General features: G+C 71.1%; 23 protein-coding genes. 19 read left to right on the top strand and 4 right to left on the bottom strand.

Annotated elements, in window-relative coordinates:
- Positions 1-128: 128 nt before the first annotated feature.
- Both BZB76_RS12465 and BZB76_RS12470 read left to right on the top strand, forming a co-directional pair.
- On the top strand, positions 129-359 hold the full coding sequence (locus tag BZB76_RS12465) for a hypothetical protein (RefSeq protein ID WP_147449419.1): 231 nt from the start codon (positions 129-131) through the stop codon (positions 357-359).
- 142 nt (positions 360-501) lie between these two features.
- On the top strand, positions 502-1302 hold the full coding sequence (locus BZB76_RS12470; protein ID WP_121434409.1) for a methyltransferase domain-containing protein: 801 nt from the start codon (positions 502-504) through the stop codon (positions 1300-1302).
- Between the two features lie 165 nt (positions 1303-1467).
- Here BZB76_RS12470 and BZB76_RS12475 read toward each other — a convergent pair whose 3' ends face one another.
- The 3 genes from BZB76_RS12475 to BZB76_RS12485 form a co-directional block, all read right to left on the bottom strand.
- Positions 1468-3153 (bottom strand): acetolactate synthase large subunit, encoded by a 1686-nt coding sequence (locus BZB76_RS12475; protein ID WP_121434671.1) that lies wholly within the window; start codon positions 3151-3153, stop codon positions 1468-1470.
- Positions 3154-3310: 157 nt separating this feature from the next.
- On the bottom strand, positions 3311-3511 hold the full coding sequence (locus BZB76_RS12480) for a DUF397 domain-containing protein (RefSeq protein WP_121434410.1): 201 nt from the start codon (positions 3509-3511) through the stop codon (positions 3311-3313).
- Entirely contained in the window at positions 3508-4353 is an 846-nt protein-coding gene (locus BZB76_RS12485; RefSeq protein ID WP_117401833.1) for a helix-turn-helix domain-containing protein, read from the bottom strand. Before BZB76_RS12485 ends, BZB76_RS12480 begins: the two co-directional genes overlap by 4 nt.
- Before the next feature lie 259 nt (positions 4354-4612).
- Between BZB76_RS12485 and BZB76_RS35270 the strand changes: the two genes are divergently transcribed.
- The 10 genes from BZB76_RS35270 (at position 4613) to BZB76_RS12535 (ending at position 16512) form a co-directional block, all read left to right on the top strand.
- Positions 4613-5335 carry an ATP-binding protein gene (locus BZB76_RS35270; protein WP_211342957.1) on the top strand — a complete coding sequence of 241 codons (723 nt, stop codon included), beginning with the start codon at positions 4613-4615 and terminating at the stop codon, positions 5333-5335.
- A 68-nt stretch (positions 5336-5403) separates the two neighbouring features.
- Positions 5404-6780, top strand: coding sequence for a cobyrinic acid a,c-diamide synthase CobB (locus BZB76_RS12495; protein WP_121434411.1), 1377 nt, complete (start codon positions 5404-5406; stop codon positions 6778-6780).
- A complete protein-coding gene (locus tag BZB76_RS12500) occupies positions 6777-7373 on the top strand; it encodes a GNAT family N-acetyltransferase (RefSeq protein WP_121434412.1) in 597 nt (198 codons plus the stop codon). Before BZB76_RS12495 ends, BZB76_RS12500 begins: the two co-directional genes overlap by 4 nt.
- A complete protein-coding gene (locus BZB76_RS12505; protein ID WP_121434413.1) occupies positions 7373-7897 on the top strand; it encodes a hypothetical protein in 525 nt (174 codons plus the stop codon). The genes BZB76_RS12500 and BZB76_RS12505 overlap by 1 nt, the downstream gene beginning before the upstream one ends.
- Before the next feature lie 19 nt (positions 7898-7916).
- The gene (gene cbiE, locus BZB76_RS12510; protein WP_121434414.1) at positions 7917-9224 is read left to right on the top strand and encodes a precorrin-6y C5,15-methyltransferase (decarboxylating) subunit CbiE; all 1308 of its coding nucleotides are present in this window, start codon (positions 7917-7919) and stop codon (positions 9222-9224) included.
- A 76-nt stretch (positions 9225-9300) separates the two neighbouring features.
- Positions 9301-10338 carry an Rv2231c family histidinol phosphate aminotransferase CobC gene (gene cobC / locus BZB76_RS12515; protein WP_121434415.1) on the top strand — a complete coding sequence of 346 codons (1038 nt, stop codon included), beginning with the start codon at positions 9301-9303 and terminating at the stop codon, positions 10336-10338.
- Between the two features lie 10 nt (positions 10339-10348).
- Positions 10349-11428 carry a nicotinate-nucleotide--dimethylbenzimidazole phosphoribosyltransferase gene (gene cobT / locus BZB76_RS12520; protein ID WP_121434416.1) on the top strand — a complete coding sequence of 360 codons (1080 nt, stop codon included), beginning with the start codon at positions 10349-10351 and terminating at the stop codon, positions 11426-11428.
- 154 nt (positions 11429-11582) lie between these two features.
- Positions 11583-12821 carry a uroporphyrinogen-III C-methyltransferase gene (gene cobA, locus BZB76_RS12525; RefSeq protein ID WP_246006900.1) on the top strand — a complete coding sequence of 413 codons (1239 nt, stop codon included), beginning with the start codon at positions 11583-11585 and terminating at the stop codon, positions 12819-12821.
- Positions 12818-14803, top strand: a complete 1986-nt coding sequence (locus tag BZB76_RS12530) for a dynamin family protein (protein ID WP_246006901.1) — start codon at positions 12818-12820, stop codon at positions 14801-14803. Before cobA ends, BZB76_RS12530 begins: the two co-directional genes overlap by 4 nt.
- Complete coding sequence (locus BZB76_RS12535; protein WP_121434418.1) at positions 14800-16512, top strand: GTPase family protein; 1713 nt, start codon at positions 14800-14802, stop codon at positions 16510-16512. The genes BZB76_RS12530 and BZB76_RS12535 overlap by 4 nt, the downstream gene beginning before the upstream one ends.
- A gap of 12 nt (positions 16513-16524) precedes the next feature.
- On the opposite strand, the gene BZB76_RS35275 is transcribed toward BZB76_RS12535, so the two are convergent.
- Positions 16525-16830, bottom strand: coding sequence for a hypothetical protein (locus BZB76_RS35275; protein WP_211342958.1), 306 nt, complete (start codon positions 16828-16830; stop codon positions 16525-16527).
- Between the two features lie 373 nt (positions 16831-17203).
- Between BZB76_RS35275 and BZB76_RS12545 the strand changes: the two genes are divergently transcribed.
- From BZB76_RS12545 to BZB76_RS12575, 7 genes are all read left to right on the top strand, one after another.
- Positions 17204-17668 carry a single-stranded DNA-binding protein gene (locus tag BZB76_RS12545; protein WP_121434419.1) on the top strand — a complete coding sequence of 155 codons (465 nt, stop codon included), beginning with the start codon at positions 17204-17206 and terminating at the stop codon, positions 17666-17668.
- Between the two features lie 284 nt (positions 17669-17952).
- Positions 17953-19242, top strand: coding sequence for a sensor domain-containing diguanylate cyclase (locus tag BZB76_RS12550; protein WP_121434420.1), 1290 nt, complete (start codon positions 17953-17955; stop codon positions 19240-19242).
- Between the two features lie 59 nt (positions 19243-19301).
- Positions 19302-20966 carry an energy-dependent translational throttle protein EttA gene (ettA, locus tag BZB76_RS12555; protein ID WP_121434421.1) on the top strand — a complete coding sequence of 555 codons (1665 nt, stop codon included), beginning with the start codon at positions 19302-19304 and terminating at the stop codon, positions 20964-20966.
- Positions 20967-22008: 1042 nt separating this feature from the next.
- Positions 22009-22446, top strand: coding sequence for an acyl-CoA thioesterase (locus tag BZB76_RS12560; protein WP_121434422.1), 438 nt, complete (start codon positions 22009-22011; stop codon positions 22444-22446).
- The gene (locus BZB76_RS12565) at positions 22443-23039 is read left to right on the top strand and encodes a GNAT family N-acetyltransferase (RefSeq protein ID WP_121434423.1); all 597 of its coding nucleotides are present in this window, start codon (positions 22443-22445) and stop codon (positions 23037-23039) included. The genes BZB76_RS12560 and BZB76_RS12565 overlap by 4 nt, the downstream gene beginning before the upstream one ends.
- A gap of 199 nt (positions 23040-23238) precedes the next feature.
- Positions 23239-23460 carry a hypothetical protein gene (locus BZB76_RS12570; RefSeq protein ID WP_121434424.1) on the top strand — a complete coding sequence of 74 codons (222 nt, stop codon included), beginning with the start codon at positions 23239-23241 and terminating at the stop codon, positions 23458-23460.
- A 146-nt stretch (positions 23461-23606) separates the two neighbouring features.
- Positions 23607-24980 carry a S28 family serine protease gene (locus BZB76_RS12575; RefSeq protein WP_246006902.1) on the top strand — a complete coding sequence of 458 codons (1374 nt, stop codon included), beginning with the start codon at positions 23607-23609 and terminating at the stop codon, positions 24978-24980.
- The last annotated feature ends 147 nt before the right edge of the window (positions 24981-25127 follow it).

A 25127-nucleotide genomic window follows, 5' to 3' on the forward strand; every position in this document is an offset into this window, starting at 1 on the left:
ACGTGATTCAGGCGACATCCGGGAACAGATGTCGAACCGAGTCGCTTGTAGTGACGTAGTTACGGGTATGTGGTCACCGGTGGCACCGCACAGGCGCGGCCCACCGGTTCGCAGGAAGGGGTGTTGGCATGAGTGCAGTGACTGGCACGTTCCATCTCTCCCACCCACGGCTGGACGGGCCCGCTGAGCGGACCGTCGTGGAGCCGTGGCTCACCGAGCTTTCCCATGCGGTGCTGAACGCCTACGCCGACATCACCCCCGACCTGGCCCCCGTCGAAGCGCTGCCCGTGCGGCCCGCACTCACCGCTCGCCCCGTGCCCGCCCGCCCGGCGCCCGCCTCCGTGGCCGTGGCCGCCTGACCGACCGAACACCTTCCAAAGACAAGGGACCGAGGAGCGCCTCGGTCCCTTTCCTTTGGGGTGGCTGTCTCATATAATGAGAAATAGTTCTCATATTATGAGAAGCGTCGTAGGGTGAGGACTCGTACTGAGAGGTGATCCGATGTCCCCCGAAGCGACCTACACCCATGGCCACCACGAGAACGTCCTGAGTTCGCACACATGGCGGACGGTCGAGAACTCCGCCGCCTACCTGGTCGAACATCTACGTCCCGGCGACCGCGTGCTGGACGTCGGCTGTGGCCCCGGCACGATCACCGCGGGCCTGGCCGCACGGGTCGCCCCCGGCCGGGTCGTCGCCGCCGACTCCGCCGCGAGCGTGCTGGACGAGGCGCGCAAGAACACCGCCGCGCTGGACAACGTCGACTTCGCCGTCGCCGACGTCCACGCCCTGGACCACGCCGACGGCACGTTCGACGTCGTCCACGCCCACCAGGTGCTCCAGCACGTCGCCGACCCCGTCCGGGCGCTGCGGGAGATGCGCCGCGTCACCCGTCCCGGCGGGATCGTCGCCGCGCGCGACGCCGACTTCGGCGCCATGGCCTGGCACCCCGACCCGCCGGGCATGGACGCCTGGCTGCCGATCTACTACGCCGTCGCCCGCGGTAACGGCGGCGAACCCGACGCGGGCCGCCGCCTCGTCTCCTGGGCCCGCGCCGCCGGGTTCACCGACATCACCGCGTCCGCCTCGGCCTGGTGCTACGCCACCCCCGACGAACGCGAATGGTGGAGCGAATCCTGGGGCGGGCGCCTGCTGCGGTCGTCCGTCGCCGACCACGCCGTGAACGGCGGCCACGCCACCCGTGAGGATCTCCGACGCATCTATGACGGGTGGAAGGCGTGGGCCGCCGCGGACGACGGCTGGTTCGCCGTCACCCACGGCGAGATCATCTGCCGGGCCTGACCGATCGGCGGCGAGAGTATTCGGCTGCGAAATCGTCCGTGGGAGGTCGACCACCGAAGAATCTCGCGCGTTGTGCCGGTCAAGCTCGCATTTCTCCGTGTCGGCGGCGAGATTTGGACGTCGTCCGAGAACTCACGGCATTTCGCTGCTCATCCCTTGTTACGGTCAGAAGGGGTCGGTGAGGTCGCCCAGTTTGTCGGTCAATTGAAGGTTGTGGGAGTAGTCCACCGGAACCGTGATGACGGAGACCGCGTCGTCGGCCAGCGCCTTACGGAGGGTCGGGAGGAGTTCCTCCGCCGAATCGACGCGGTAACCTCGGGCGCCGAAGCTCTCCGCGTACTTCACGAAGTCGGGGTTGTCGAACCGGATGTGGGAGCTTTTCCCGAGTTCGAGGTCCATTTTCCACTCGATCAGGCCATACGCGGAGTCGTCCCAGATCAGAACCGTGATCGGGATGTTCTCCCGGACGGCCGTCTCCAGTTCCTGCGAGTTCATCAGGAACGCGCCGTCGCCGGTCGCGGCCAGGACCCTGCGGTCGGGGTGGGCGAGTTTCGCCGCGATCGCGCCCGGCACGGCGAACCCCATGGACGACAGGCCGTTGGAGACCAGCAGCGTGTTCGGCTCGTACGTCGGGTACATGCGCGCCATCCACATCTTCACCGCGCCGGTGTCGGCGAGGACGATGTCGCCGCGGCCCATCGCGGCGCGCACGTCGGAGACGATACGGCGCGGTGACAGCGGATGACCGTCCTCGGTCGCGCCCTCCGCCAACTCCTCCCGGATCATCTCGCGGATTTTCCGGTTGGTGGAGCGGGGCCCGTCCTCCGATCTGTCGAACCGGCGGTGGACGGAGTCGGCCAGCGAGCGGAGCGTGCGGGAGATGTCGCCCTGGATGCCGACCTCGACCGGATAGTGGTCGTCCACCTCGGCGGGGAACTGGTGGACGTGAATGATCTTCTTGTCGGCGTTCGGGTTGACCTTGGCCGGGTCGAACTCCTGGAGTTCGTAGCCGACGGCGATGAGGACGTCCGCCTCGTCGAAGCCGAAGTTGACGTAGTCGTGCCGCATGAAGCCGACCGCGCCGAGCGCGTTGGGATGGTCGTCGGGGAACACGCCCTTGCCGTTGAACGTCGTCGCGACGGGCAGACCGAGGCGCTCGGAGAAGTACCGCAGCGCGTCGCTCGCGCGGGCGCGGGTCGCGCCGTGCCCGGCCAGGACCACCGGGCGGTCGGCGAGCGCGAGCACGTCTGCGGCGCGGGCGATCTGCGCCGGGGACGGCTCCTGCGGACGGACGACGTTGACCGGCAGCGGCCGTAGCCCGGCGGGGACCTTCGCGGCCTCGACGTCCTCGGGAATCGCCAGGTAGACGGCGCCGGGACGTTCGGTCTGCGCGGTCTTGAACGCCTTGCGCACCATCTCCGGCAGCGCCTCGGCGGTGGGCGCCATCTCCGACCACTTGGTGATCGGACGGAACAGCGACACCAGGTCGACGATCTGGTGCGACTCCTTGTAGATGCGGTCCAGACCGACCTGCGCGGAGATCGCCACGACGGGGGTGCTGTTGGTGGTGGCGTCCGCCACGCCGAGCTGGAGGTTGATCGCGCCGGGGCCGAGCGTCGCCGACGCCACGCCCGCCTTGCCCGTGAGACGGCCGTAGATCTCCGCCATGAACGCCGCGCCCTGCTCGTGGCGGACGAGGACGTAGCGGATGGACGAGTCGTTCAGGGCGTTGACGAAGTGGATGTTCTCCTCGCCCGGGATCCCGAAGACGTATTCGACGCCCTCCGCCTCAAGGGTCCGGACGAGCAGCCGGGCCGCGTCCTCCCGGGCGGGGGCTTCCTGCGTGGACATCGTGTGTCCCATCTCCAGTCTGCTGTTCGCTGGGTGCTGCCTCGTGCAGCGCCCACGACCCCGCCCGGCATTCCGGACCCCACTGTGCGATCGCTCTCAGCGGGCCGGAAAGGGGAGGGGCCGCGGCGTGGCACGCCGCGGCCCCTCGCCACCGTCGCTACGCCTTCTTGATCGCGCTCATCAGGTCCCGCAGAGCGGACGTCGTCAGCATCAGCGCCGGACCGCCGGGGTCCTTGGAGTCGCGAACCGCGCACAGTGACGTGGACAGTGGCGCCACCTCGACGCACTGGTCGCCGCTTCCGCTGTGGGACGACTTGCGCCAGACGGCACCGGTGAGTTCGCGCTGGGGGTTGGTCACGGGCTGCTCCTTGCTGCCTCGGCTATGAGGTGCGCGGATTCCTCGGGGGTCAGGGCGGCCGCCTCGATTCGATCGAAGCGATCCCTATGTTTTGCTATTGCCTCCGCACTCTCGAGGTAAACGTCGCCCATGGTGCCCTCCACATAGGCGATATCGGGGTCTGCGGGGTCTGGATACGACAATATGGTGAATCGTCCGTCGAGGCCCGCATGCTCCCGTGCTGTATATGGAAGTACCTGAATGGTGACGGATGGGCGAGTTGTCATGGCGGTGACGAGGGCCTCCAATTGGGCGCGCATCACCTTCTCACCGCCGATCGGTCGATGCAGCACCGCCTCGTCGAAGATGACGTGCAGGCGCGGCGCGTCCGCCCGGTCCAGGAGCGACTGGCGGATCTTGCGGGCGGCGATGCGGCGTTCGATGTCCTCGGGGCCGGGCAGCAGCCGGCCCGCGGTGATCACGGCCCGGGAGTACTGCTCGTTCTGCAGCAGGCCGTGGACGAGTTGCGGATCCCAGGTGCGGATGTGCGACGCCTCGTCCTCCAGCGCGACATAGCTGCCGGAGAAGACGTCCTGGTAGGCCGTCCACCAGCCGCGCTGACCGGCCTGCCGGGCGAGGGTGATGAGCGCGTCGCGCGCGGGACTCGGCACACCGTAGAGGTCGAGGATGTCGGCGATGTCGCCGGGCTTGGGGCGGGTCTGGCTGGTTTCGAGGCGGGAGACGGTGGCTCGCGACCAGTCGAGCCGGTCCGCCACCTCCTGCAAGGTCAGGCCCTGCTCCTCACGGAGCTTGCGCAGTTCCCTCGCCAGGCGGCGGCCGCGGACGGTGGGGCGGTAGGTCATGGGAGTGGAGTCTTACCACTCTTGACGTCCGTCACAACGCGATTGACGAACACGGCAGGAAGGGCAGAGCAATTCGCCGAAGACAGTTGCGGTCGTGAGAATCTCACGACACGCTTGGATGCGTCACGACTCCGGAACTGACAGTGAACACTGATCATTCCGGTGACCCGTACGTTCGGTACGAGTTGATCGTGATCGACCATGTCCAGGCCCGACGGGCAGGCCGCGCGCCCGTGCACGCAGAACGCGGGAGGAACCCGTGAAGAGCACGACAGCCGACCTCATCGCGGAGGGCTCCGCCGACCTCGCGGCGGAGACCTTCGCCGACGCGCTGGCCGACGGCGCCGGTGCCGCCCCCGGTACGGGCACCCTGCCCGGCTGGGTCTGGGCGCTGCCCGGCGGCCCCGGATGCGCGGGGCACGCGCGTCGCGTCCTGCGCGAGGCGCTCACCACGCTGGGCGCGCCGCCGGGGGCGATCGCCGACGCCCAGATCATGGTGAGCGAGCTGGCGACGAACGCGCACCAGCACGCGGGCGACCACGGCCCGCACGAGCTGTGGCTCTACGTCGGCGGCACCGAGACGGCCGAGGGCACGACGGCCGATGCGGGAGCCGCGCCGGAAGGGGGCCGGTCGGAAGGGCGCCGGTCGGAGGCGGGCGGCGAGGTCCCGGTGGACGACGACGTCGGGCGTGAGGTCGCGGGGGGTGAAGTCGTCGGCGGTGAAGTCGTCGCGGGTGAAGTCGTCGGGAGTCGGGCCGTGGGGGGTGAGGTTCGATGCGCCGTGTTCGACACGTTCGCCGAGGCGCCGCTCCCCGGCTACTCGTGGACGTCCGGCGACTGCGGGCGCGGGCTGAGCATCGTCCGTGAACTGTCGGGCGGGCGCTGGGGCACGCGCCGGACGCGATCGCGGCTCGGGCCGTCCGTCCGGGGCAAGGCCGTCTGGTTCGCCGTCCCCGGGGCCACCGCCGCCGCGCTCCACTGACCGGGCGCTTCGTCCGACGCGGATCCGGCGGGCCCGGACCACGCGGCGACGGCCTATGCTGGGCACACGTGGTACATGTTCCGCGGCTCGTCGTGGCCGCGCCCTCCACGGGAAGCGGCAAGACGACCGTCGCGACGGGGCTGATGGCCGCGTTCGCGGCCCGCGGCCTGAGGGTCTCGCCCCACAAGGTCGGGCCCGACTACATCGACCCCGGTTACCATGCGCTCGCCACCGGACGCCCCGGACGGAACCTCGATCCGTGGCTGACGTCCGAGGAACGTGTCCTGCCGCTGTTCCTGCACGGCGCGAACGCCGCGGACATCGCCGTCGTCGAAGGCGTCATGGGTCTGTACGACGGCGCCCCCGGACCGTCCGACTCGGCGGGTGGCGGTGACTTCGCGTCCACGGCCCACATCGCGACCCTGCTCCGCGCACCCGTCATCCTGGTGGTGGACGCATCCACGGCCGCGGGACGTTCGGTCGCCGCGCTCGTCCACGGGTTCCGCTCCTACGGGACGGTCGAGGTCGCCGGTGTCATCCTCAACCGGCTCGGCTCGGACGGTCACGAACGCATCTGCCGCGACGCCGTCGAGGAGATGGGCCTGCCCGTCCTGGGCGCGCTCCGCCACCACGAGGACGCGGCGGCACCGTCCAGGCATCTCGGGCTCGTCCCGGCGGCCGAACGGCACGCGGACGCCGTCCGGACCGTCCGGCGGCTCGGCGACCTGATCGCCGCGTCCTGCGACCTGGACGCGATCCTCACCCGGGCCCGCGCGGCCCCGCCGCTCGCCGCCGAACCGTGGGACCCGGCGGACGCCGTCCGGGGGAGGGCGGCGGGGCGGCCGCGCATCGCGGTCGCCGGAGGGCCCGCGTTCACGTTCGGCTACACCGAGAACGAGGAACTGCTCACCGCCGCGGGCGCCGACGTCGTCCGGTTCGACCCGCTTCGAGACGAGAGGCTCCCCGAAGGGACGAGCGGCGTCGTCATCGGCGGCGGCTTCCCCGAGATGCACGCGGCGGAACTCTCGTCCAACGAACCCCTGCGCCGGGAGCTTGCGGCGTTCGGGAAGGCGTCCCGGCCCGTGTACGCGGAATGCGCGGGCCTGCTGTATCTGGCGCGGGAGTTGGACGGCGCGCCCATGTGCGGCGTCCTGGCCGGAGTGAAGGCGACCATGGCCTCGCGGCTGACGCTGGGCTATCGTGCCGCGGTGGCGGTGGCCGACTCGGTCGTCGCCCGCGCGGGCGAACGGGTACGCGGACACGAGTTCCACGGCACGGTCACCGAACCCGTCCACGGGGAGACGGCGGCCTGGCAGTGGGAGCGGTCCGGTCCCGTGGGATTCGTGCAGGGCGGCTGCGTGGCGTCCTACCTTCATCTGCACTGGGCGGGATCGCCCTGGTTCGCCGGCAGGATGGTCGACGCCTGCGGAGGGGAGGACGCGTGAGGGCCTTCACGGGCGATGTCCGCCTGGAGGGGGAACGACTCGTACTGCGTCCCTTCGGCCTCGACGACGCGGCCGCGCTGATCGAGGTGCTCCGCGCCGGGGAGGACTTCCTGCCGCCCAACTTCCCGGGCGTGCTGGAGGCCGAGCCCATCGCCTGGTTCCTGCGCGAGGGCGTCCACAACGTCCAGCGCCACGGCCTCGGCATCCATCTGGCGGCGATCGGCAGGGACGGCGGCGACCTGCTCGGCACCATCGGACTGTTCACGGTGAACTGGGACCATCTGACGTGCGAGGTCGGGTACGGCATGCGACCCGGGGCGCGCGGACGCGGCCACGCCACCGAGGCGCTCTCGCTCGTCACCGGCTGGGCGCTGCGCGAATGCGGGCTGTTCCGCGTGGAACTGCGCGCCATGGTCACCAACCATGCGTCGGTCCGCGTCGCCGAGAAGGCCGGATACGTGCGTGAGGGCGTCGCTCGGGGCGCCGAACGCGATGCGGGAGGAGTGCGGCAGGACATGATCGTCTTCAGTCGGATCGCGACCGACCCGGCGGCCCCCGACAGGCCGGCCGGGGACGAGCGGGGACGCTTCTGATGATCACCGCGGAGGGAACGCTGGTCCTGTACGGGGACGGCGCGGGCGAGGCGGCCCGCCGGATGCTGCCGGGGCTGCCGGACGCGTGTTTCATCCCGTTGCCCGAGGCGGTGGGGGAGGCGGTCGCGAAGGCGACGAAGAACGGATCCACGCGGGTCGTCCTGGTCGCGGGCGTGGAGGACCAGACCCGGATCCTCGGCGGCGTGCCGGGCGTCCTCGTCTCGATCACCCTCGACATGGACGGGGGCGGCGCGCTCGCCGCCGAGGTGGCCGCGGCTGCGACGGCGCGGGCCGTCTACGACCTGTGGGAGGCCGCCGGGAGGCTCGGTCCGTGCGGCCGGGAACTGTGCCGCCGGACGGCCGGGGAACTGGAGCGTCTCGCCGCGGCGGCCCTGGGCTCGGCGAACGACGCGTCGAACGGCCCGGCGAACGGCGGGGCGAACGGCGGGGTCGCCGCGCAGGTTGTCCTGGTCGATCCGGCGGGTGAGCGCATGGTCGGCATGTTCGGGCGAATGGCCCGGTAGGCGAGTGGCGGTGTAGGCGATGCTGACGGTCGTCGGCCGCACCGGTTCGTCCCTCAGCGAGGCGGCCCGTGCGGCGGTGGAGAGCGCCACGGTGGTGATCGGCGAGCCGGGGCGGCTGGACGGTCTGCCGTCGGCGCCGGACGCGGAGAAGGTCGTCACCGACGACCCGGTCGACGCGCTCCAGGACGTCGACGTCACCGACCAGGACGTCGTGCTCGTCGTCGACGGCGACCCCGGCTGTTTCGGAGTCCTGCGGGTGCTGCTCGAGAAGGGGCACGCCCCGGAGGTCGTGCCCGCCGTGCCGCTGGTGGCACGGGCCTTCGCCCAGGCGGGGCTGCCCTGGGACGACGCGCTCGTCGTGTCGGCCCGCGACGGTCACCTGAAGCAGGCCGTCAACGTGTGCCGGGCCCATCCGAAGGTGGCGGTGCTGACCGGGCCCGGTGCGGGACCGGCGGAACTGGCGCGCGCCCTGTTCCCGGTGACCCCACGTTCGTTCATCGTCTGCGAGGACCTGGACGGGCCCGAGGAGCGGGTCGTCCACGTCCGTCCGGCGGAGGCCACGACCCGTCCGTGGAACGACCCCGTCGTGGTGCTCGTCCTGGACAACCGGCACGCGCTCGGCGAACCGACCTGGATCTCCGGCGCCGCGCCCGGCCCCGCCGGGTGGGCGCTGCCCGCCGACGCCTTCGGCGGCGGGGACGGGCTCCGTCCGGACGTCCGCGCCTTCGTCCTGGCCAAACTCGGCCCCCGCGTCGGCGACATGGTGTGGGACGTCGAGTCCGGCGACGGTTCGGTCGGCATCGAATGCGCGCGCTTCGGCGCGGCCGTGGTCGCCGTCGACCGCGACTACGCGGCGTGCGAGCGGATCCGGGCGAACGTCCGGCTGCACGGCGTCAAGGTCGCGATGGCCTCGGGGGACGTGCGGTCCACCGCCGGTCACCTGCCCGCACCCGACGCCGTGTTCGTCGGGCCGGGTTTCGCGGGGCCGGGTGGACCGGACGCCCTCCGGGTGTGCGCCGCTCTCGATCCGTCCCGGCTCGTCGCCGTGGTGTCCGACGCGGCCACGGCGGAACCGATGCTGGACGTGCTGGTCGAGCACGGTTACACGGCGTCGGCGGTCCGACTCCAGGCCACCCCGCTGACCGAGCCCGCCGAGCCGGCCGAACCCTCCCGACCGCCCGGCGCCCCCGTGATCGTCGTCTGGGGAGAACGGGACGTTCCCGCCCCGGGCCGTCCCGCGTCCCGGACGATCCGTCCCGTCGAGACCATCCCCGCCCTGCCCGGCGACCCCGACGATCCCGCCACAGGACCAGTACAAAGGACGTAATTCCGAGCAAGCCATGAAACCCTGACCGTTCGGCCCGGAAGCGACCCAGGAGGCGCAGTTGACCGTCCGTACGCCCATGACCGGTTCCCCGGACGGCGACCCGGACATCGATCTGAGGCATCACGGGGACGCGGAGGTCGGCGGCGGGCTCGCCGACTTCGCCGTGAACGTCCGGACCGGCACGCCCCCGCCCTGGCTGGCCGAGCGGCTCCGCGCGTCCGTCGCGGACCTCGCCGCCTACCCCGACCCGCGGCCGGCCCGGCGCGCGGTCGCCAGACGGCACGGCAGGTCCGCGGACGAGGTACTGCTCACCTCCGGCGCCGCGGAGGCGTTCGTCCTGCTCGCCCGGGTCCTCGCGCCGCGCGCCGCGGTGGTCGTCCACCCGCAGTTCACCGAGCCCGAGGCGGCGCTCAGGGCCGCCGGGCACCCCGTACGGCGGATGATCCTCGGCAAGGACTTCACGCTCGACCCCGCCGCCGTCCCGGCCGACGCCGACCTCGTCGTGATCGGCAATCCGACGAACCCGACCTCCGTGCTGCACCCCGCGGACACGATCGCCGCACTGGCCCGGCCAGGCCGGACCGTCGTCGTCGACGAGGCGTTCATGGACTGCGTCCCGGGCGAACCCGAGACCCTGACCGGTCGGCTGCCCGCGGGCGTCGTCGTCATCCGCTCCCTCACCAAGACGTGGGGCCTCGCCGGGCTCCGCGCCGGATACGTCCTGGCCGACCCCCACCTCGTCGGCCGGCTCGCCGAGGCGCAGCCGCTCTGGGCGGTGTCCACCCCGGCGCTCGTCGCCGTCGAGGCGTGCTCGGCCCCGGACGCCGTCGCCGAGGCCGAGGCGTGGGCCGTCGAGCTCGCCGCCGAACGCGACCGGCTGGCCGCCGAACTCACCGCGCGCGGCATCTACGTCGTGCCGGAGGCGCGGGCGTCCTTCCTCTGCCTGCGCGTGCCCGACGCCCTCGGCCTCAGGGCCCTGCTGAGGCAGCGCGGCTACGCCGTCAGGCGCGGAGACACCTTCCCCGGGCTCGGCACCGACTGGCTGCGCGTCGCCGTACGCGACAGGGCGTCCAACGACACTCTGCTGGACGTGCTCGGTGACCTGGGCATCTGACGGAGGAACCATGAACCCGATCGACGAGACCATCGCCGCCATCGCGCCCCTGGACGAGGCCGCCATGCGGGACGCCCGCGACCACCAGGCCCGCCTCACCAAGCCGCCCGGGTCCCTCGGCGTCCTGGAGGAGGTGTCGATCAAGCTCGCCGGGCTGGCCGGGCACTGCCCGCCGCCGCTGCCCGAACCCGCCGCCGTCGCCGTGTTCGCCGCCGACCACGGCGTCCACGCCCAGGGCGTCACCCCGTGGCCGCAGGAGGTCACCGCCCAGATGGTGGCCAACTTCCTCGCGGGCGGCGCCGTCGTCAACGCCTTCGCCGCCCAGGTCGGCGCCGCGGTCACCGTCGTCGACGTCGGTGTCGCCGCCGACCTGGAGCCCGCCCCCGCACTGCTCCGCCGCAAGATCGCGCCCGGCACCGCCGATCTGACCCTCGGCCCCGCGATGACCATGGACGAGGTCCGCGGCGCCGTGGCCGTGGGCATCGACGTGGCCCGCGGTCTGGTCTCGGCCGGCCACCGCTGCCTGATCACCGGGGACATGGGGATCGCCAACACCACCGCCTCCGCGGCCCTGATCGCCGCGTTCACCGGGCTGCCGCCCGAGCGCGTCACCGGCCGCGGAACCGGTGTGGACGACGCCGTCCACGCCCACAAGGTCGAGATCGTCCGCACGGGCCTGGCCCGGCACGGACTGCCCGCGGGGGAGGGGGCCGACCCCCTGGAGGTCCTGGCGGCGGTCGGCGGTCTGGAGCACGCCGCGCTCGCCGGGTTCGTCCTCGGCGCCGCGGCGCTGCGCGTTCCCGTCGTCCTCGACGGCGTCATCGCCGGGGCGGCCGCGCTGGCGGCGGCCGCGCTGTGCCCGGACGCGGTCGGCGCGTGCGTCGCCGGACACCGCTCGGCCGAGCCCGGCCACGGCGCCGCGATCACCTCGCTGGGCCTGCGGCCGCTGGTCGACCTGGAACTCCGGCTCGGCGAGGGCACCGGCGCCCTGCTGGCGTTGCCGCTGGTCCAGGGCGCGGTACGGGTCCTGCACGAGGTCGCCACCTTCGACTCGGCGGGCGTCAGCGGCAAGGACGCCGAGCGCCCGTAACCGAACGATCACGGAAGATGTCACGCTCGGCTATCGACTGGCCCTTGGCCCTCTCCATGCACTCCGGAACACGAGTACCGTTGTTCCACGAAGCCACCTGTCCGCCGGCGGCGTCGGCAGGATGATCCGCACCAATGATCGAAAGAACCACCACGTGCCCCCGTACCTGCTAGGCCTTCGACTCGGCGGCCGGCGCGTCCTCGTCGTCGGCGGGGGCCGGGTCGCCCAGCGCCGCGTGCCCGCGCTGCTGGACGCGGGCGCCGAGGTGGTGCTGGTGTCCCCTCAGGTCACGCCCTCCCTGGAGGACCTCGCCGCCCGCGGGAAGATCACCTGGCATCGGCGGCCCTACCGGGCCGGCGACTGCGCCGGGGCCTGGCTCGTCCAGGCCGTCACCGACGACTCCAAGGTCAACGGCGATGTGGTCGCCGAGGCGGAGGAGGCGCGGATCTGGTCCGTCCGGGCCGACGACGCCGAGGCCTCGCCCGCCTGGACGCCCGCCAGCGGCCACGCGGGGGACGCGACCGTCGGGGTCCTGCTCGGCGGCGACCCGCGGCGCGCCGCCGGCATCCGCGACGCCGTCGTCGACGGCCTCCGTGACGGCGCCCTCGAATCGCGGCACTCGCGGCGCAAGCCCGTCGGCGTCGCCCTCGTCGGCGGCGGCCCCGGCGACCCGGGGCTGATCACCGTCCGCGGGCGGCAGCTGCTCGCGATGGCCGACGTGGTCGTCACCGACCGGCTCGCCCCCGCCGGCCTGCTGGACGAGCTGGCCCCCGATGTCGAGGTGATCGACGCCGCCAAGATCCCCTACGGGCGGACGGTCGCGCAGGACCGCATCAACGAACACCTCGTCGAGCACGCGCGGCGGGGACGGTTCGTCGTCCGGCTCAAGGGCGGAGATCCGTTCGTGTTCGGCCGCGGCGGCGAGGAGGCCCTGTACTGCGCCCGGCACGGCGTGCCCGTCACGGTCGTGCCCGGCATCACCAGTGCCGTCGCCGTCCCGTCCGCCGCCGGGATCCCGGTCACCCACCGGGGCGTCGCCCAGGAGTTCCACGTCGTCTCCGCGCACGTCCCTCCCGACCATCCCGACTCGACGGTCGACTGGTCGGCGCTCGGCCGGGCGAAGGGCACGATCGTCCTGCTGATGGCCGTGGAGCGCATGGCCCTGATCGCCGCGGCCCTGATGCGCTATGGTCGAGCGTCCGACACGCCGGTCGCCGTGATCCAGGACGGTACCCTCCCCGGGCAGCGGGCGCTGACGGCGACGCTGGACACGGTGGCCGACGCGATGACCGCCGCCGCGGTCCGGCCCCCGGCGATCATCGTCGTGGGCGACGTGGTCGACGTGGCACGAGAGATCGACATGATTCGAGCGGACATGGGACGGGATCCGTGACACCCCCCGCAGAGCAGAGCGCGATCCACGACGAGACGACCGGCACCGACGACTCCGCCGCCCCCGGCGAGACCGCGGACGCGCGGCCCGACGACGGCCAGACCACCGCAGGGGCCCGCGAGCGTGCCAAGGGGAGCGGACGCGGCCGTTACGCGCGCCCCACCACGGAACCGCCGTCGACCGAACCCGCGCCGCCCGTCCAGGCCGACGACTCCGGCGACGACCCCCGGCCGGGAAAGGACACGCGACCGGGCCAGGGAAGGAAGAACCCCGGGGCGGGCGGCGGCACCGTGCACCAGGGCCAGTTGATCCGGGCCGTCACCAACCTGCGCGAGCACCTCGGCGCGTTCGACCTCCTGCTGGACGTGCCGGGCGTCGAGGAGGCCCGCGAGGCGCGCGACGAACTGCGCGACCAGCTCCAGGACTATGTCCTTCCCCGCATCCAGGCCGCCGGGACGCCGCTGCTCGTCGTCCTCGGCGGATCCACGGGCGCGGGGAAGTCGACGCTGGTCAACACCCTCGTCGGCGCCCGGGTCAGCGCGACCGGCGTGCTGCGCCCCACCACCAGCAGCCCGATCCTGGTCTGCCACCCCGACCACGCGCGGTGGTACCTGGAGGGCCCGCTGCTGCCCGGGATGGGACGGGTCCGCGGCCCCGCGCCCGACGCCATCGCCGGTGACCAGCTCGTCGTCATCACCAGCGACGTCCTGCCACCCGGCCTCGCCCTGCTCGACAGCCCCGACTTCGACTCCGTCTTCGAGGACCACTTCGAGTTCGCGACCAAGCTGATGGCCGCCGCCGACCTGTGGCTCTGCGTCACCACCGCCGCCCGCTACGCCGACGCGCAGGTGTGGCAGATGATCCGGCGGGCCAAGGAGAACGGCGCGACGATCGGCGTCGTCCTGTCCCGGATCCCGCCGGGCGCGGGCCCCCAGGGCGAGGAGGTCATCGAGCACTTCGGCGCGATGCTGGACGAGCACGAGGTCGGCGAAGCGCGGCGCTTCACCATCCCCGAGACCCGGATCGAGGACAGCCGCCTCCCCGAGGAGACCGTCGAGGAGCTGCGCACCTGGCTCACCGGGGTCGCCGAGGACGCCGAGGACCGCGAGGTCGTCATCGGTGACACCCTCGCCGCCGTCCTCGACAGCTTCCGCACCCGCGTCCCCGAACTCGCCCGGCACGTCGAGGCGCAGGTCGAGCAGCGCGCCGAACTGGCCGCGCAGGTCGAGGCCGGCTACGGCACCGCGCTCGCCGAACTCGACGAGGCCACCCGCAACGGCTCCCTGCTGCGCGGCGAGGTCCTCGCCCGCTGGCAGGACTTCGCCGCCACCGGCGACCTGCAACGATCGCTGCGCGTCCAGCGGCCCCGGCGCGGCCGGTCCGCCAACCGCAGGCGCCGCAGCCCGACCCGCGTCCGCGCGCTCAAGGCGGCGCTGCGCAGCGGCCTCGAATCGCTGATCATGGCGTCCGCCGAGCACGGCGCCGAACAGGTCATCGCCCGCTGGCGCGACCATCCGGCCGGCCGACAGGTCCTCGCCGCGGCGGACACCGAACTCGCCCATGTCTCCCCGGAGCTGTCGCGCCGTGTCACCCGGGCCGTCAGCTCCTGGCAGGACCACGTCCAGGAACTGATCCGCACCGAGGGCGTCACCAAACGCTCCGTCGCGAAGCTGGTGTCGTTCGACACCGAGGCGGTCTCCCTCGTCCTGATGATCGGGCTGCTCGGCTACGGCACGTCGGACGTGGCCGTCGAGGGCGGCAACAGCGCCGTCCCGCAACGGCTGCTGAAGGCGCTGTTCGGCGCCGAGTCGCTGCGCGGCATGGGCGCCAAGGCCCGCGCCGACCTGCGCAGCCGCATCGGGATGCTGTTCGACGAGGAGGCCATCCGGTTCGGTCAGGTGCTCGACTCCGCGGGCATCCCCGACGAGACCGTTTCCGTCCAGCTGTACCAGGCCACCTACAACCTCGAGGTCGCCCGATGACCACCTCGGCCATCCCCGCGAACGTGCCGCCGGGAGCCGGCGGCGCCGCGCCCCTCACCACGTCCGGACCCGGCTCCGCGGGCCCGGCCGGACTGACCACCCGCCTGGGCGGCCTGGAGCGGCTCGTCCAGGTCGGCGGGGGACGGCTCGACCAGCCCGTCCTGGACGAGGCCGGAGCCCTGCTCGACCGGGCCGGCCAGCGGCTGCGGCTGTCCGGCGAGCACACCGTGGTCACCCTCGCCGGTGGCACGGGCAGCGGCAAGTCGTCCCTGTTCAACGCCATCTGCGGCCTCGAACTGTCGCCGACCGGGCTGCGCCGCCCGATGACGTCGCAGGCGCACGCCTGCGTCTGGGGTCTGGACGGCGCGGGCCCCCTGCTCGACTGGCTGGACGTGGACAAACGCCACCGCTACGCCCGCGCCGGCGCCCTCGACCTGAACCGCGCCGAGGCGAGCCTGCAGGGCCTCGTCCTCATCGACCTGCCCGACCACGACTCCGTCCAGGCGATGCACCGCGCCGAGGTCGACCGGTTCGTCAAGATCGCCGATCTGCTCGTGTGGGTCGTCGACCCGCAGAAGTACGCCGACGCGGCGCTGCACCGCAACTACATCGTCCCGTTCGCCGGCCACACCGGCGTCTCCCTCATCGTCCTCAACCAGGTCGACCGGCTCGCGCCCCACGAGATCGACGACTGCGTCGCCGACCTGCGCCGCCTGCTGGAGGCCGAAGGGCTCGCCGACCCCCGCATCGTGACGACCTCCGCCGTCGCCGAGGACGGCGTCTACGGTTTCCGCGACATCCTCGTCGACACCGTCGCCGCCCGCCGCGCCCGCACCGAACGGCTGTCCGCGGACGTCGACCGGGTCGCCGAACGCTTCGCCGCCTACCGTCTCGACGCCGAACCCCCGACCACCGTCGACGACGGCCGCCGCGGCGACCTCGTCCAGGCCCTGACCGACGCCGCCGGCGCCCCCGCCGTCGCCGAGGCGATGGAGAGCGCCTACGAACTGCGCGCCTGCGACTTCGTCGGCTGGCCCGTCGCCGCGCTGATCGCCCGGCTGCGCTCCGACCCGCTGCGCCGGATGCGCCTCACCGAACTGCGCGAGGAACTCCGCGACGCCTTCACCGGCCCGATCGGCGCCCAGCAGGGCGACGTCGACAACGCCCTCCAGGCCGTCACGGAGGGCATCACCCCGGAACTCCCCGCCCACTGGGCCCGCTCCGTCCGCGCCGCCGCCCGCTCCCACGCGACCGAGGTACCCGAGGCCCTCGGCGAGTCGCTCAAGCAGGCCCTGCCCACGTTCAACCAGGTGCCGCGCTGGTGGTGGCTGGTCAAGACGTGGCAGTTCTTCCTGGTCCTGGTCGCCGTCCTCAGCGTCGCGTGGATCGGCCTCCTCGTCGTCTACGGCCTCCTGGACGCGGGCGGCCAGAGCTCCAGCCGCCTCGTCGCGGACGCCGGCCTCATCCCCTACGTCGCCGTCCTGGTCATATGCGCCCTCGGCATGGGCTGGCTCACCGCGGCGGCCTGCCGCAACCTGGTCGCCCTGTCATCCGCCAAACACGGCGACGACATGGAACACCACATGCGCGCCGGCATCGAACGCGTCGCCCACGAAAAGGTCATCGTCCCCATCGAAGAGGAACTCCAGACCTACATCACCTTCCGCGACGACGTCGCTGTGGCCACCGGCCGCGCTCAGGCCACCTGACATCTCAACGGCCTAGCCGAGAAGTCGGGTGTGGAGGGCGTCGGTGTCGTCGGGGGTCCAGCTCGCTGGGAGGCGACGACCCGGTGGGTGAGGGCGGGGGCGCCGCACACGTCCATCACGGCGAGGGCGAGCGGCATCCCCGCCGTCGGCACCTACCTGGCGGGCGCCGTGCCCGTACTGATCGCGCTGACCGTCGCGCCGTCCCGTGGAGGGTGGGCGGGCGTTGCCGGGGGTGACGGTCCAGTCGGGCCCGTTGTCGATGTCCAGGCACAGCGCGTCGTAGCGGGCGGTTTGGCGCAGGGTCGGGGTGGTGGTCATGGGCGTGGTGGTTCCGGGGGCGCAGCTCGCGGCCAAGGCCGATGTGAAGGCCATGGCCCGGGAGAAGGCCGCGCAGCCGGCCGACCCGAGACCGCTTCGCAGCGCGCGCCGGGTCGGGGCCGGCCGGGCACCCGGTGCGTCGCCGGGTCCGGGCCTCACGGCCACCCGCTCGCGGACCGCTCCGACCTGGCATCTGGAATTTCCTGCTGGTCGTGCCGCTGCCGTCGCTCCCGATCACCAGCGAGACGCTTCCGGAGGACCTCCCGCCACTCCGAGACACGGCGAAGTTATCCACATTCTCGCCTTGGTGCCCGCCGGTGGCTCCCCGCCCGGCATCGTTGGACTCGTCACAGCGAGACAACGGAGGGTAACGATGAACGAGGCGCACATCACCGTCACCGGCTGGGTCGCCGCCGAACCCCGCTACGCCGTCACGACCAACGGAACCCCGTTCCTGTCCCTGCGGGTCGGCTGCACGCCTCGCCGCTACGACCGGCAGACCGGCCAGTGGCAGGACGTCGAGACCCTGTTCCTGACCGTCAACTGCTGGCGGCACCTGGCCGACAACGTCAACGCGTCCGAGTTCCAGCGCGGCACCCCGGTTCTCGTGACCGGCCGCCTGCGCATCCGGCAGTACGAGCGTGACGGCCAGTGGCGGTTCTCCGCCGAGATCGAGGCCACCACACTCGGCCCCGACCTCGTCCGTGGCACCGTCGACTTCCGCCCCGTCCAGCGCGGGGGCCCCCTCAGCGACGAGGACCGCCAACTGGCCCGCGACACCGCCGACGAATGGGCCCTCGCCGCCCCCACAGAGCAGGAAGAACCCAAAGCCGCCTGACACACCCACCACGACCCGGGGGTGCGTGCGTGGGCGGGTGACGGAGTCGCCGTCGCGGGGCGGCTTCGCCTCTGGTGGAGTTGTGCGGCCTGGTCAGATCCAGGAAACGCCGCGCATGCTGCCATCCCCCTCAGGACGTGCCTGGGCCGCGCATCTGCGGGGCCCGATGCGTGGTGACGCAGCCGGTCACGCGCATGTGCCTTCCCGAAGGTACCTGTTTCACGCTCCTTCCGCACACCTTGCAACTATCGTGTTACACAACGTGATGCGCGTAAGGGGGAAGGATGACGGCAGTGCAGTCGTCCGCCGAGGACCGTGGTGGGGAGCTGGCTCGCAGGCCCAGGCCCCGAGCGCGACTGGGGCGTCCGTCCCTGCTCGTGATCTATGTGCCGGCGATCGTGGCCGTCCATCTGGGGTTGACCGTCGTGGGGCTGCTCACGACGACGCCGCGGGCCGACGATGTGACCGCGTTCGTGGCCCTGCTGGTGTGCGGGGCGGTGTGCATCGAGGCCACCCGGCGGCTCGGGATGCCGGCGGGCGTGGCACGAGATCTGCTGTCCGCGTGGTGGTTGCCGGTCGCGCTGCTGCTTCCCCCGGTATACGCCCTGCTGATACCGGTGCCGATCCAGGCGCTGCTCCAGTTCCGCGTCCGCCGGACCATGATCTACCGCCGCGTGCTCGTCGCGGGCGCGTACGGCATCGCCGGAGCGTGCGCGTCCATCGTCTTCCACCTGGTGGTGCCCGAACCCCTGGAGGGCGCGCCGCAATGGGTCGTCGACGCGTATCCGGGCATTCCGGCGGCCGTCGGGTGCGCCACGCTGTTCACCGTCGTGAACACGGCGATCGTCGCGGTGGCGGCGCACGCGGCCAACCCCGAGAGCCGCTGGCGGGACGTCCTGTGGAACCGGGAGAGCCTCCTGCTGGACGTCGTGGAGCTGTGCGTCGGCAGCCTCGTGGCGATCACGAGCGCGCTGTCACTGGGCCTGCTGGCGTTGGCGCTCCCACCGGTGGTCCTTCTGCAGCGCAGCCTGATGCACCAGCAACTCCAGGCCGCCGCGCGGACGGACGCCAAGACCGGGCTGCTGAACGCGACGGCCTGGCAACGGGAGGCCGACACCGAACTGTCCCGGGCCCAGCGCACCAACGGCGCGGTCGCGCTCCTGCTGATCGACATCGACCACTTCAAGCGGGTCAACGACACACACGGCCATCTCATGGGCGACCAGGTGCTCGTCGGAGTGGCGAGCACACTCGGCCACCAGTTGCGCGACTACGACGTGGTGGGACGGTTCGGCGGCGAGGAGTTCGTGGTCCTCCTCCCCGGCGCCGACACCGTCGAGGCCTGCCGCGTGGCCGAACGGCTCCGCGGCCGGGTACGCCGCCTCGCCGTCCCCGCGGAGGAGGGAACGGTGACGGTCACGGTGTCCGTCGGCGTCGCGTTGTTCCGCACCCACGGCGATGACCTCCTGGAACTCCTCACCGCCGCCGATCTGGCCCTCTACCGCGCCAAGTCGTCCGGCCGCGACCGCGTCTGCCTACCGGCCCTGGACGGCCCCGCCACCCCCACCCCCTGAACCCGTTCCACCGCCGAGCATTGCCCAGAACACGCCTCGGGACCCTCTAGGCTTGAAATATGGCCGAGTACATCTACACGATGCAGCGTGTGCGCAAGGCACATGGCGACAAGGTCGTCCTGGACGACGTCACCCTGCACTTCCTTCCGGGCGCGAAGATCGGTGTCCTGGGACCGAACGGCACCGGTAAGTCGACGCTGCTGCGCATGATGGCCGGTCTGGAGCAGCCGTCCAACGGCGACGCGCGTCTCATGCCCGGGTTCACCGTCGGGATGTTGCAGCAGGAACCGCCGCTGAACGAGGAGAAGACCGTCCTCGGGAACGTGGAGGAGGGCGTCGCCGAGACCAAGGCGATGCTCGACCGGTTCAACGAGATCGCCGAGAAGATGGCGACGGACTACTCCGACGAGCTGATGGAGGAGATGGGCAAACTCCAGGAACAGCTCGACCACCGCAACGCCTGGGACCTCGACAGCCAGCTCGAACAGGCGATGGACGCGCTCCGCTGCCCGCCGGGCGACGCCGAGGTGGCGAAGCTGTCGGGTGGTGAGCGGCGCCGCGTGGCGCTGTGCAAGCTCCTGCTCGAAGCACCCGACCTGCTGCTGCTGGACGAGCCCACCAACCACCTCGACGCGGAGAGCGTCCAGTGGCTGGAGCAGTTCCTCGCCAAGTACGAGGGAACCGTCCTGGCCGTCACCCACGACCGGTACTTCCTCGACAACGTCGCCACGTGGATCCTGGAGCTCGACCGGGGCCGCTGCTTCCCGTACGAGGGGAACTACTCGACGTACCTGGAGAAGAAGGCCGACCGGCTGAAGGTCGAGGGCAACAAGGACGCCAAGCGCAAGAAGCGCCTCCAGGACGAACTGGAGTGGGTGCGGTCGAACCCGAAGGCGCGGCAGACGAAGAGCAAGGCCCGTCTGGAGCGGTACGAGGAGATGGCCGCCGAGGCCGCCAAGACCCGCAAGCTGGACTTCGAAGAGATCCAGATCCCGCCGGGCCCGCGCCTGGGCAACACGGTCATCGTCGCGGACAAGCTGACAAAGGGCTTCGGCGACCGGATCCTGATGGACGACCTGTCGTTCAACCTGCCGCCCAACGGCATCGTCGGCGTCATCGGCCCGAACGGCGTCGGCAAGACCACCCTCTTCCGCATGATCGTGGGCGAGGAGCAGCCGGACGCCGGCGAACTCCGGCTCGGCGAGACCGTCCAGGTCTCCTATGTCGACCAGGGCCGCGGCGGCATCGACCCGCAGCAGACGGTGTGGCAGGTCGTCTCCGACGGCCTTGATCACATCAAGGTCGGCCAGGTGGAGATGCCGTCCCGCGCCTACGTCGCCGCCTTCGGCTTCAAGGGCCCGGACCAGCAGAAACCGGCGGGCGTCCTGTCCGGCGGCGAGCGCAACCGGCTGAACCTGGCATTGACCCTCAAACTGGGCGGCAACGTCCTCCTGCTGGACGAGCCGACCAACGACCTCGACACCGAGACCCTCTCCAGCTTGGAGAACGCCCTCCTGGAGTTCCCCGGCTGCGCCGTGATCACGTCCCACGACCGGTGGTTCCTCGACCGCATCGCCACGCACATCCTCGCGTGGGAAGAGGGCTCGAACTGGTTCTGGTTCGAGGGCAACTTCGCCGACTACGAAAAGAACAAGATCGAACGCCTCGGCGCCGACGCCGCCCGACCCCACCGCGTAACCCACCGCAAACTCACCCGCGACTGATCTTTTGCAGGCCCGGCCCACTGCGCTCGCCTAGCGGCTCGCTGTGTTGATTGCAGGACCGGCCCACTTCGCTCGCCTTGCGGCTCGCTGCGTGACCGTTCCTGGGGCGAACGCGACATCGCTTCGCGATCCGCCCGGCTGCGCTCGCCTTCGGCGTTGCTGCGCCGGGCGGGTGACGCGTTCGCGTGCGGGCTGAGGCTGTGTCGAAACGGGCCTTACCCCCTGGCGGTCCGCCTCAGCCCCGCGGGCGGACCGCCGCCGGCCGTTCCATTCGGCTGGGCGGGCTGCTGCCCGGGTCGGCTGCGTCAGGGGGTGCGGGGTCAGTTGCGGTTGGTTGTCTGGTGGTCGCTTTACCGTTCCGGTTGGTCGGACGGTTGCTCGAATCGGCCGCGTCGTGTGGTGCGGGTTCAGGTGTGGCTGATTGTCGGGTGGTCCACCCCTCGTTCCGGTCGGGCGGGCTGTTGCCGGCCGTTCCGTTCGGTTGGGCGGGCTGCTGCCCGGGTTGGCCGCGTCAGGCGTTGCGGGTCGCTTGCGGTTGGTTGTCTGGTGGTCGCCTTACCCTTCCGGTTGGGTGGATCGCCGTTCGGTCGCGTGGCCCGATCGCGTTGCGTTGTGGTCTAGGGGTTTGCTCGCGACTGAGCGTCCGGCGGACCGCCGCTCTTTCCGGTTCGGCGGTTCGCCCTCCGCCTGCTCGGCGGGTGGGCTGTTGCACTGTTTCAGGTCAGCAGGGTGCCGTTCGGCTGTTGTGGTCCGGTTGGGTGGATCGCTGCCTGATCGCACCGTGTCATGCGCTGCGGGTTCGGTTGTGACTGATCGTTTGGGGTGCTGTTCGGGTGGGTGGGCCGCTGGTTCGTCTGTTCCGGCGTGGCGTTTCGGTCCGCGTTCCGGTGTGCTGGGCTGGGCGGGGGGATTGGCGGTCCGCCGTATCGTTTTGGAGCGGTGTGGCTTCCGTTCCGGCGGGGTCGAGGGGAGTGCGCTGAGGCGGTGTATCGGCGGCCGGTAGCATCGGACGGACGGATTCCCGTACCCCCCAGGCGAGGACATGCAGCAGACAGATCTGCCCGCGACCGACTACCGGCACGTCTACGAGTTCCATGTTCGGTTCGGTGACATCGACTCCCAGGGTCACGTGAACAACGTCAAGTTCCTCGGCTACCTGGAGGACGCGCGGCTGGAGATGTTCCACGGCGACCCGGTCCGCAAGGGGGAGCAGCCCGTCCGGGGGATGGTGATCTCCCGGCATGAGATCGACTACCGGCGGCCGTTGCTTCCGACCGTCTACCCGATCCGGGTGGAGTCTTGGGTGACGCAGGCCCGTGCCGCCTCGTTCACGCTGGCCTACGAGGTGCGGGACGACGAGAACGTCTACGCCGAGGCCGTTTCGACGCTGGTCGCGTTCGACCCGGAGAGGAACCGGGCGCGCCGGTTCACGCCGGAGGAACGGGAGTTCATCCGGCGTTACACGGCCCCGACGGCATGACGGCGCTCGCCGGTCCGCCCTCCCCCCTGAACGATCGCCTCCAGCCGGGGGTGCGGCTCCGAGTCGTCCAGATGGCGGACGCGGAGGCGCTCGCCGCGCTGTGCGAGGCGAACCGGGAGCATCTGCGTCCTTGGGAGCCGGAGCGCGACGAGGCGTACTTCACCGTGGACGGCCAGCGCGACAACCTGCATGCTCTGGTCGGGGCGTACGCGCTGGGGGAGATGTGGCCGGGCGTCATTCTGGTGGACGGTGACGTCGCCGGACGGATCACGTTGAACAACGTTCTACGTGGGCCACTGCAAAGCTGTTTCGTCGGCTACTGGGTGGCGCGGGCGCATACCGGGCGCGGTGTCGCGACCGAGGCGGTGCGGCAGGTGTTGGACGTGGCCTTCCACGACCTGGGGCTCCATCGGGTGGAAGCGTTCACGAGGATCGACAACCATGCGTCCCAGCGTGTTCTCGAGCGGAACGGCTTCACGGCCGTGGGAACGGCTCGGCGGCATATCCACGTTGATGGGCGCTGGCACGATGAGCGGCTCTTCGAACGTCTGGCCCCCTGGGACGACGGCATCGCCCTCGTCCCGCCCTCCTGACGCCAGCGCCACGCCTACTTCGTCGACGCGTTCCGCAACCATCAGATCCTCAAGGTGTGGAGACGGTCATTCCGACGTAGTGGGTCGCCTGCGTGTGTCCACGGTGTTCGTCGGTGGGTGGCTTGAGGTGGGAGTAGTAGGGATCATTCTTTCTGGGTATTACCGGAAAGAATGAGTCGCTCTCTTCAGGGAAACCTGTATGTCCCCCTATCTTGCTGCGTGGATCTTCTGGATCTTGATGTTCTTCGCCATTGAGCTGCCTGCCGTGTTCAACCGGCAGGCCGGTGACACGCTGTCCGAACTCGTCTGGAACGTGTTCGCCATTCGGGGCAAGCCCGTCGGGTGGCAGGTGCGTCGGCTGGCCCTCGTCGTGGGGCTCGGGTGGCTGGTCGCCCATTTTCTCACCGGTGGTGCCGTCTGACCCCGCGGTGACAACCGGGCAGTCACGGATGGGTAACAAGCGCAACAGCGATCCGTTTTTCGCCCACGTCTCGCTCTAGTGTCGCGACGCGAATGTGGAGAACCCACGTGAAAGGGGCATAAATGCGGCGCGTCTCACGAGGAGCGATGGCACTGCTGCTCGCCGCGGGGATGACCGGGACCGGGGCGCTGGCGGCGCAGGCGGGCACCGTGAACGGTGACATCCTTGAGCGGCTCAAGGCGATTCCCGGTATGGAGGTGACGGAGAAGACCTCGACACTGCCCGGCTACCGCTGGTTCTGGCTCGAGTACAGGCAGCCCGTCGACCACAAGAAGCCGAAGGGGCAGTGGTTCGAGCAGCGAATCATGCTGCAGCACAAGTCCACGGACCGGCCCATGGTGCTCTACACCAGTGGCTACAACACGCCGGAAGTGATGTTCACGTCCGAGCCGACCGCGCTCGTCGACGGTAACCAGATCTCGCTCGAGTACCGCTACTTCACGCCGTCCCGTCCGGAACCGGCCGACTGGACGAAGGACACGATCTGGCAGGCCGCCACCGACGAGCACCGGCTCATCCGGGAACTAAAGAAGATCTACGGCACCAAGTGGATTTCGACGGGGGCGAGCAAGGGCGGCATGACCGCCGTCTACCACAAGCGCTTCTACCCGCATGACGTCGACGGCAGCGTCGTGTACGTGGCGCCGAACGACTTCGACAACGACGACGATCGTGCGTACGACAAGTTCTTCAAGACGGTGGGGGACGATCCCAAGTGCCGCGCCCACCTTCAGGGGCTCGCGCGCAAGTTCCTCGAACGTCGGCCCGCGATGCTCGAACGGCTCAAGGCCGCCGCGGAGAAGGGCGGCTGGACGTTCGACATCCTGCGCACGGAGGACCGCGCGTTCGAGAACTCGGTGATGGACTACGAGTGGGCGTTCTGGCAGTACAGCCTGCAGTCCGACTGTGCGACCCTTCCGGCGTTGGACGCCTCGGACGACGAGCTGTACAAGTCGCTCGACACCATCGCCGGTCTGTCCTTCTACAGTGACCAGGGGCTCGCCCCGTACATTCCGTACTTCTACCAGGCGGGCACCCAGCTCGGCTGGCCGTCACCGAAGTTCAAGCACCTGCGTCCGCTGCTCCGGTACGAGAGCAGCTACCAGCCGCGCACCTATGTTCCGCGTGACATTCCGATGCGCTTCGACCGCGGCCACGCCATGCGCGACATCGACCGGTGGGTGCGCAAGAACGCGCGTCAGATGCTGTTCGTGTACGGCGAGAACGACCCGTGGGGCTCCAAGCCGTTCCGGCTGAGCAAGGGCAGCCGTGACTCGGCCGTCTACGTCGCCCCGGGCATGAACCACAGCGCTCGCCTCATCGACAAGCTGCCCCCCGCGGAGAAGGCCAAGTCGATCGAGTCCGTCAAGCGCTGGGCCGGTGTCGACCCCGCCGCGCCGACGCTCAAGACCGCTCCGGCCGCCGACGACCCGCTCCAGCTCCAGCGTCCGCCGCTGTAGCAGGACCCGCGGTGTGCCGGCCGTGCACTGACCCCTTGCACGGCCGGCACACCGTTGTCATGGGCGCCGACCGCTCGCCGCCGCCCGACCGCCTCCTAAGGTGCAGCTGGCACGCGGGGTGCCCTGACGACAGGCCGTTGGTCCACG

Source organism: Actinomadura pelletieri DSM 43383 (assembly GCF_003634705.1).
Classification (GTDB): domain Bacteria; phylum Actinomycetota; class Actinomycetes; order Streptosporangiales; family Streptosporangiaceae; genus Spirillospora; species Spirillospora pelletieri.

Bases quoted from the DNA above. Each gene is read 5' to 3' on its own strand.
- BZB76_RS12545 (WP_121434419.1), top strand. From the start codon at position 17,204: ATGAACGAGGCGCACATCACCGTCACCGGCTGGGTCGCCGCCGAACCC.
- BZB76_RS12565 (WP_121434423.1), top strand. From the start codon at position 22,443: ATGACGGCGCTCGCCGGTCCGCCCTCCCCCCTGAACGATCGCCTCCAG.
- BZB76_RS12570 (WP_121434424.1), top strand. From the start codon at position 23,239: ATGTCCCCCTATCTTGCTGCGTGGATCTTCTGGATCTTGATGTTCTTC.
- cbiE (WP_121434414.1), top strand. From the start codon at position 7,917: ATGCTGACGGTCGTCGGCCGCACCGGTTCGTCCCTCAGCGAGGCGGCC.
- cobC (WP_121434415.1), top strand. From the start codon at position 9,301: ATGACCGGTTCCCCGGACGGCGACCCGGACATCGATCTGAGGCATCAC.
- BZB76_RS12550 (WP_121434420.1), top strand. From the start codon at position 17,953: ATGACGGCAGTGCAGTCGTCCGCCGAGGACCGTGGTGGGGAGCTGGCT.
- cobT (WP_121434416.1), top strand. From the start codon at position 10,349: ATGAACCCGATCGACGAGACCATCGCCGCCATCGCGCCCCTGGACGAG.
- BZB76_RS35275 (WP_211342958.1), bottom strand. From the start codon at position 16,830: ATGACCACCACCCCGACCCTGCGCCAAACCGCCCGCTACGACGCGCTG.
- BZB76_RS12575 (WP_246006902.1), top strand. From the start codon at position 23,607: ATGGCACTGCTGCTCGCCGCGGGGATGACCGGGACCGGGGCGCTGGCG.
- ettA (WP_121434421.1), top strand. From the start codon at position 19,302: ATGGCCGAGTACATCTACACGATGCAGCGTGTGCGCAAGGCACATGGC.
- BZB76_RS12465 (WP_147449419.1), top strand. From the start codon at position 129: ATGAGTGCAGTGACTGGCACGTTCCATCTCTCCCACCCACGGCTGGAC.
- BZB76_RS12470 (WP_121434409.1), top strand. From the start codon at position 502: ATGTCCCCCGAAGCGACCTACACCCATGGCCACCACGAGAACGTCCTG.
- BZB76_RS12560 (WP_121434422.1), top strand. From the start codon at position 22,009: ATGCAGCAGACAGATCTGCCCGCGACCGACTACCGGCACGTCTACGAG.
- BZB76_RS12485 (WP_117401833.1), bottom strand. From the start codon at position 4,353: ATGACCTACCGCCCCACCGTCCGCGGCCGCCGCCTGGCGAGGGAACTG.
- BZB76_RS12505 (WP_121434413.1), top strand. From the start codon at position 7,373: ATGATCACCGCGGAGGGAACGCTGGTCCTGTACGGGGACGGCGCGGGC.
- BZB76_RS12475 (WP_121434671.1), bottom strand. From the start codon at position 3,153: ATGTCCACGCAGGAAGCCCCCGCCCGGGAGGACGCGGCCCGGCTGCTC.
- BZB76_RS12535 (WP_121434418.1), top strand. From the start codon at position 14,800: ATGACCACCTCGGCCATCCCCGCGAACGTGCCGCCGGGAGCCGGCGGC.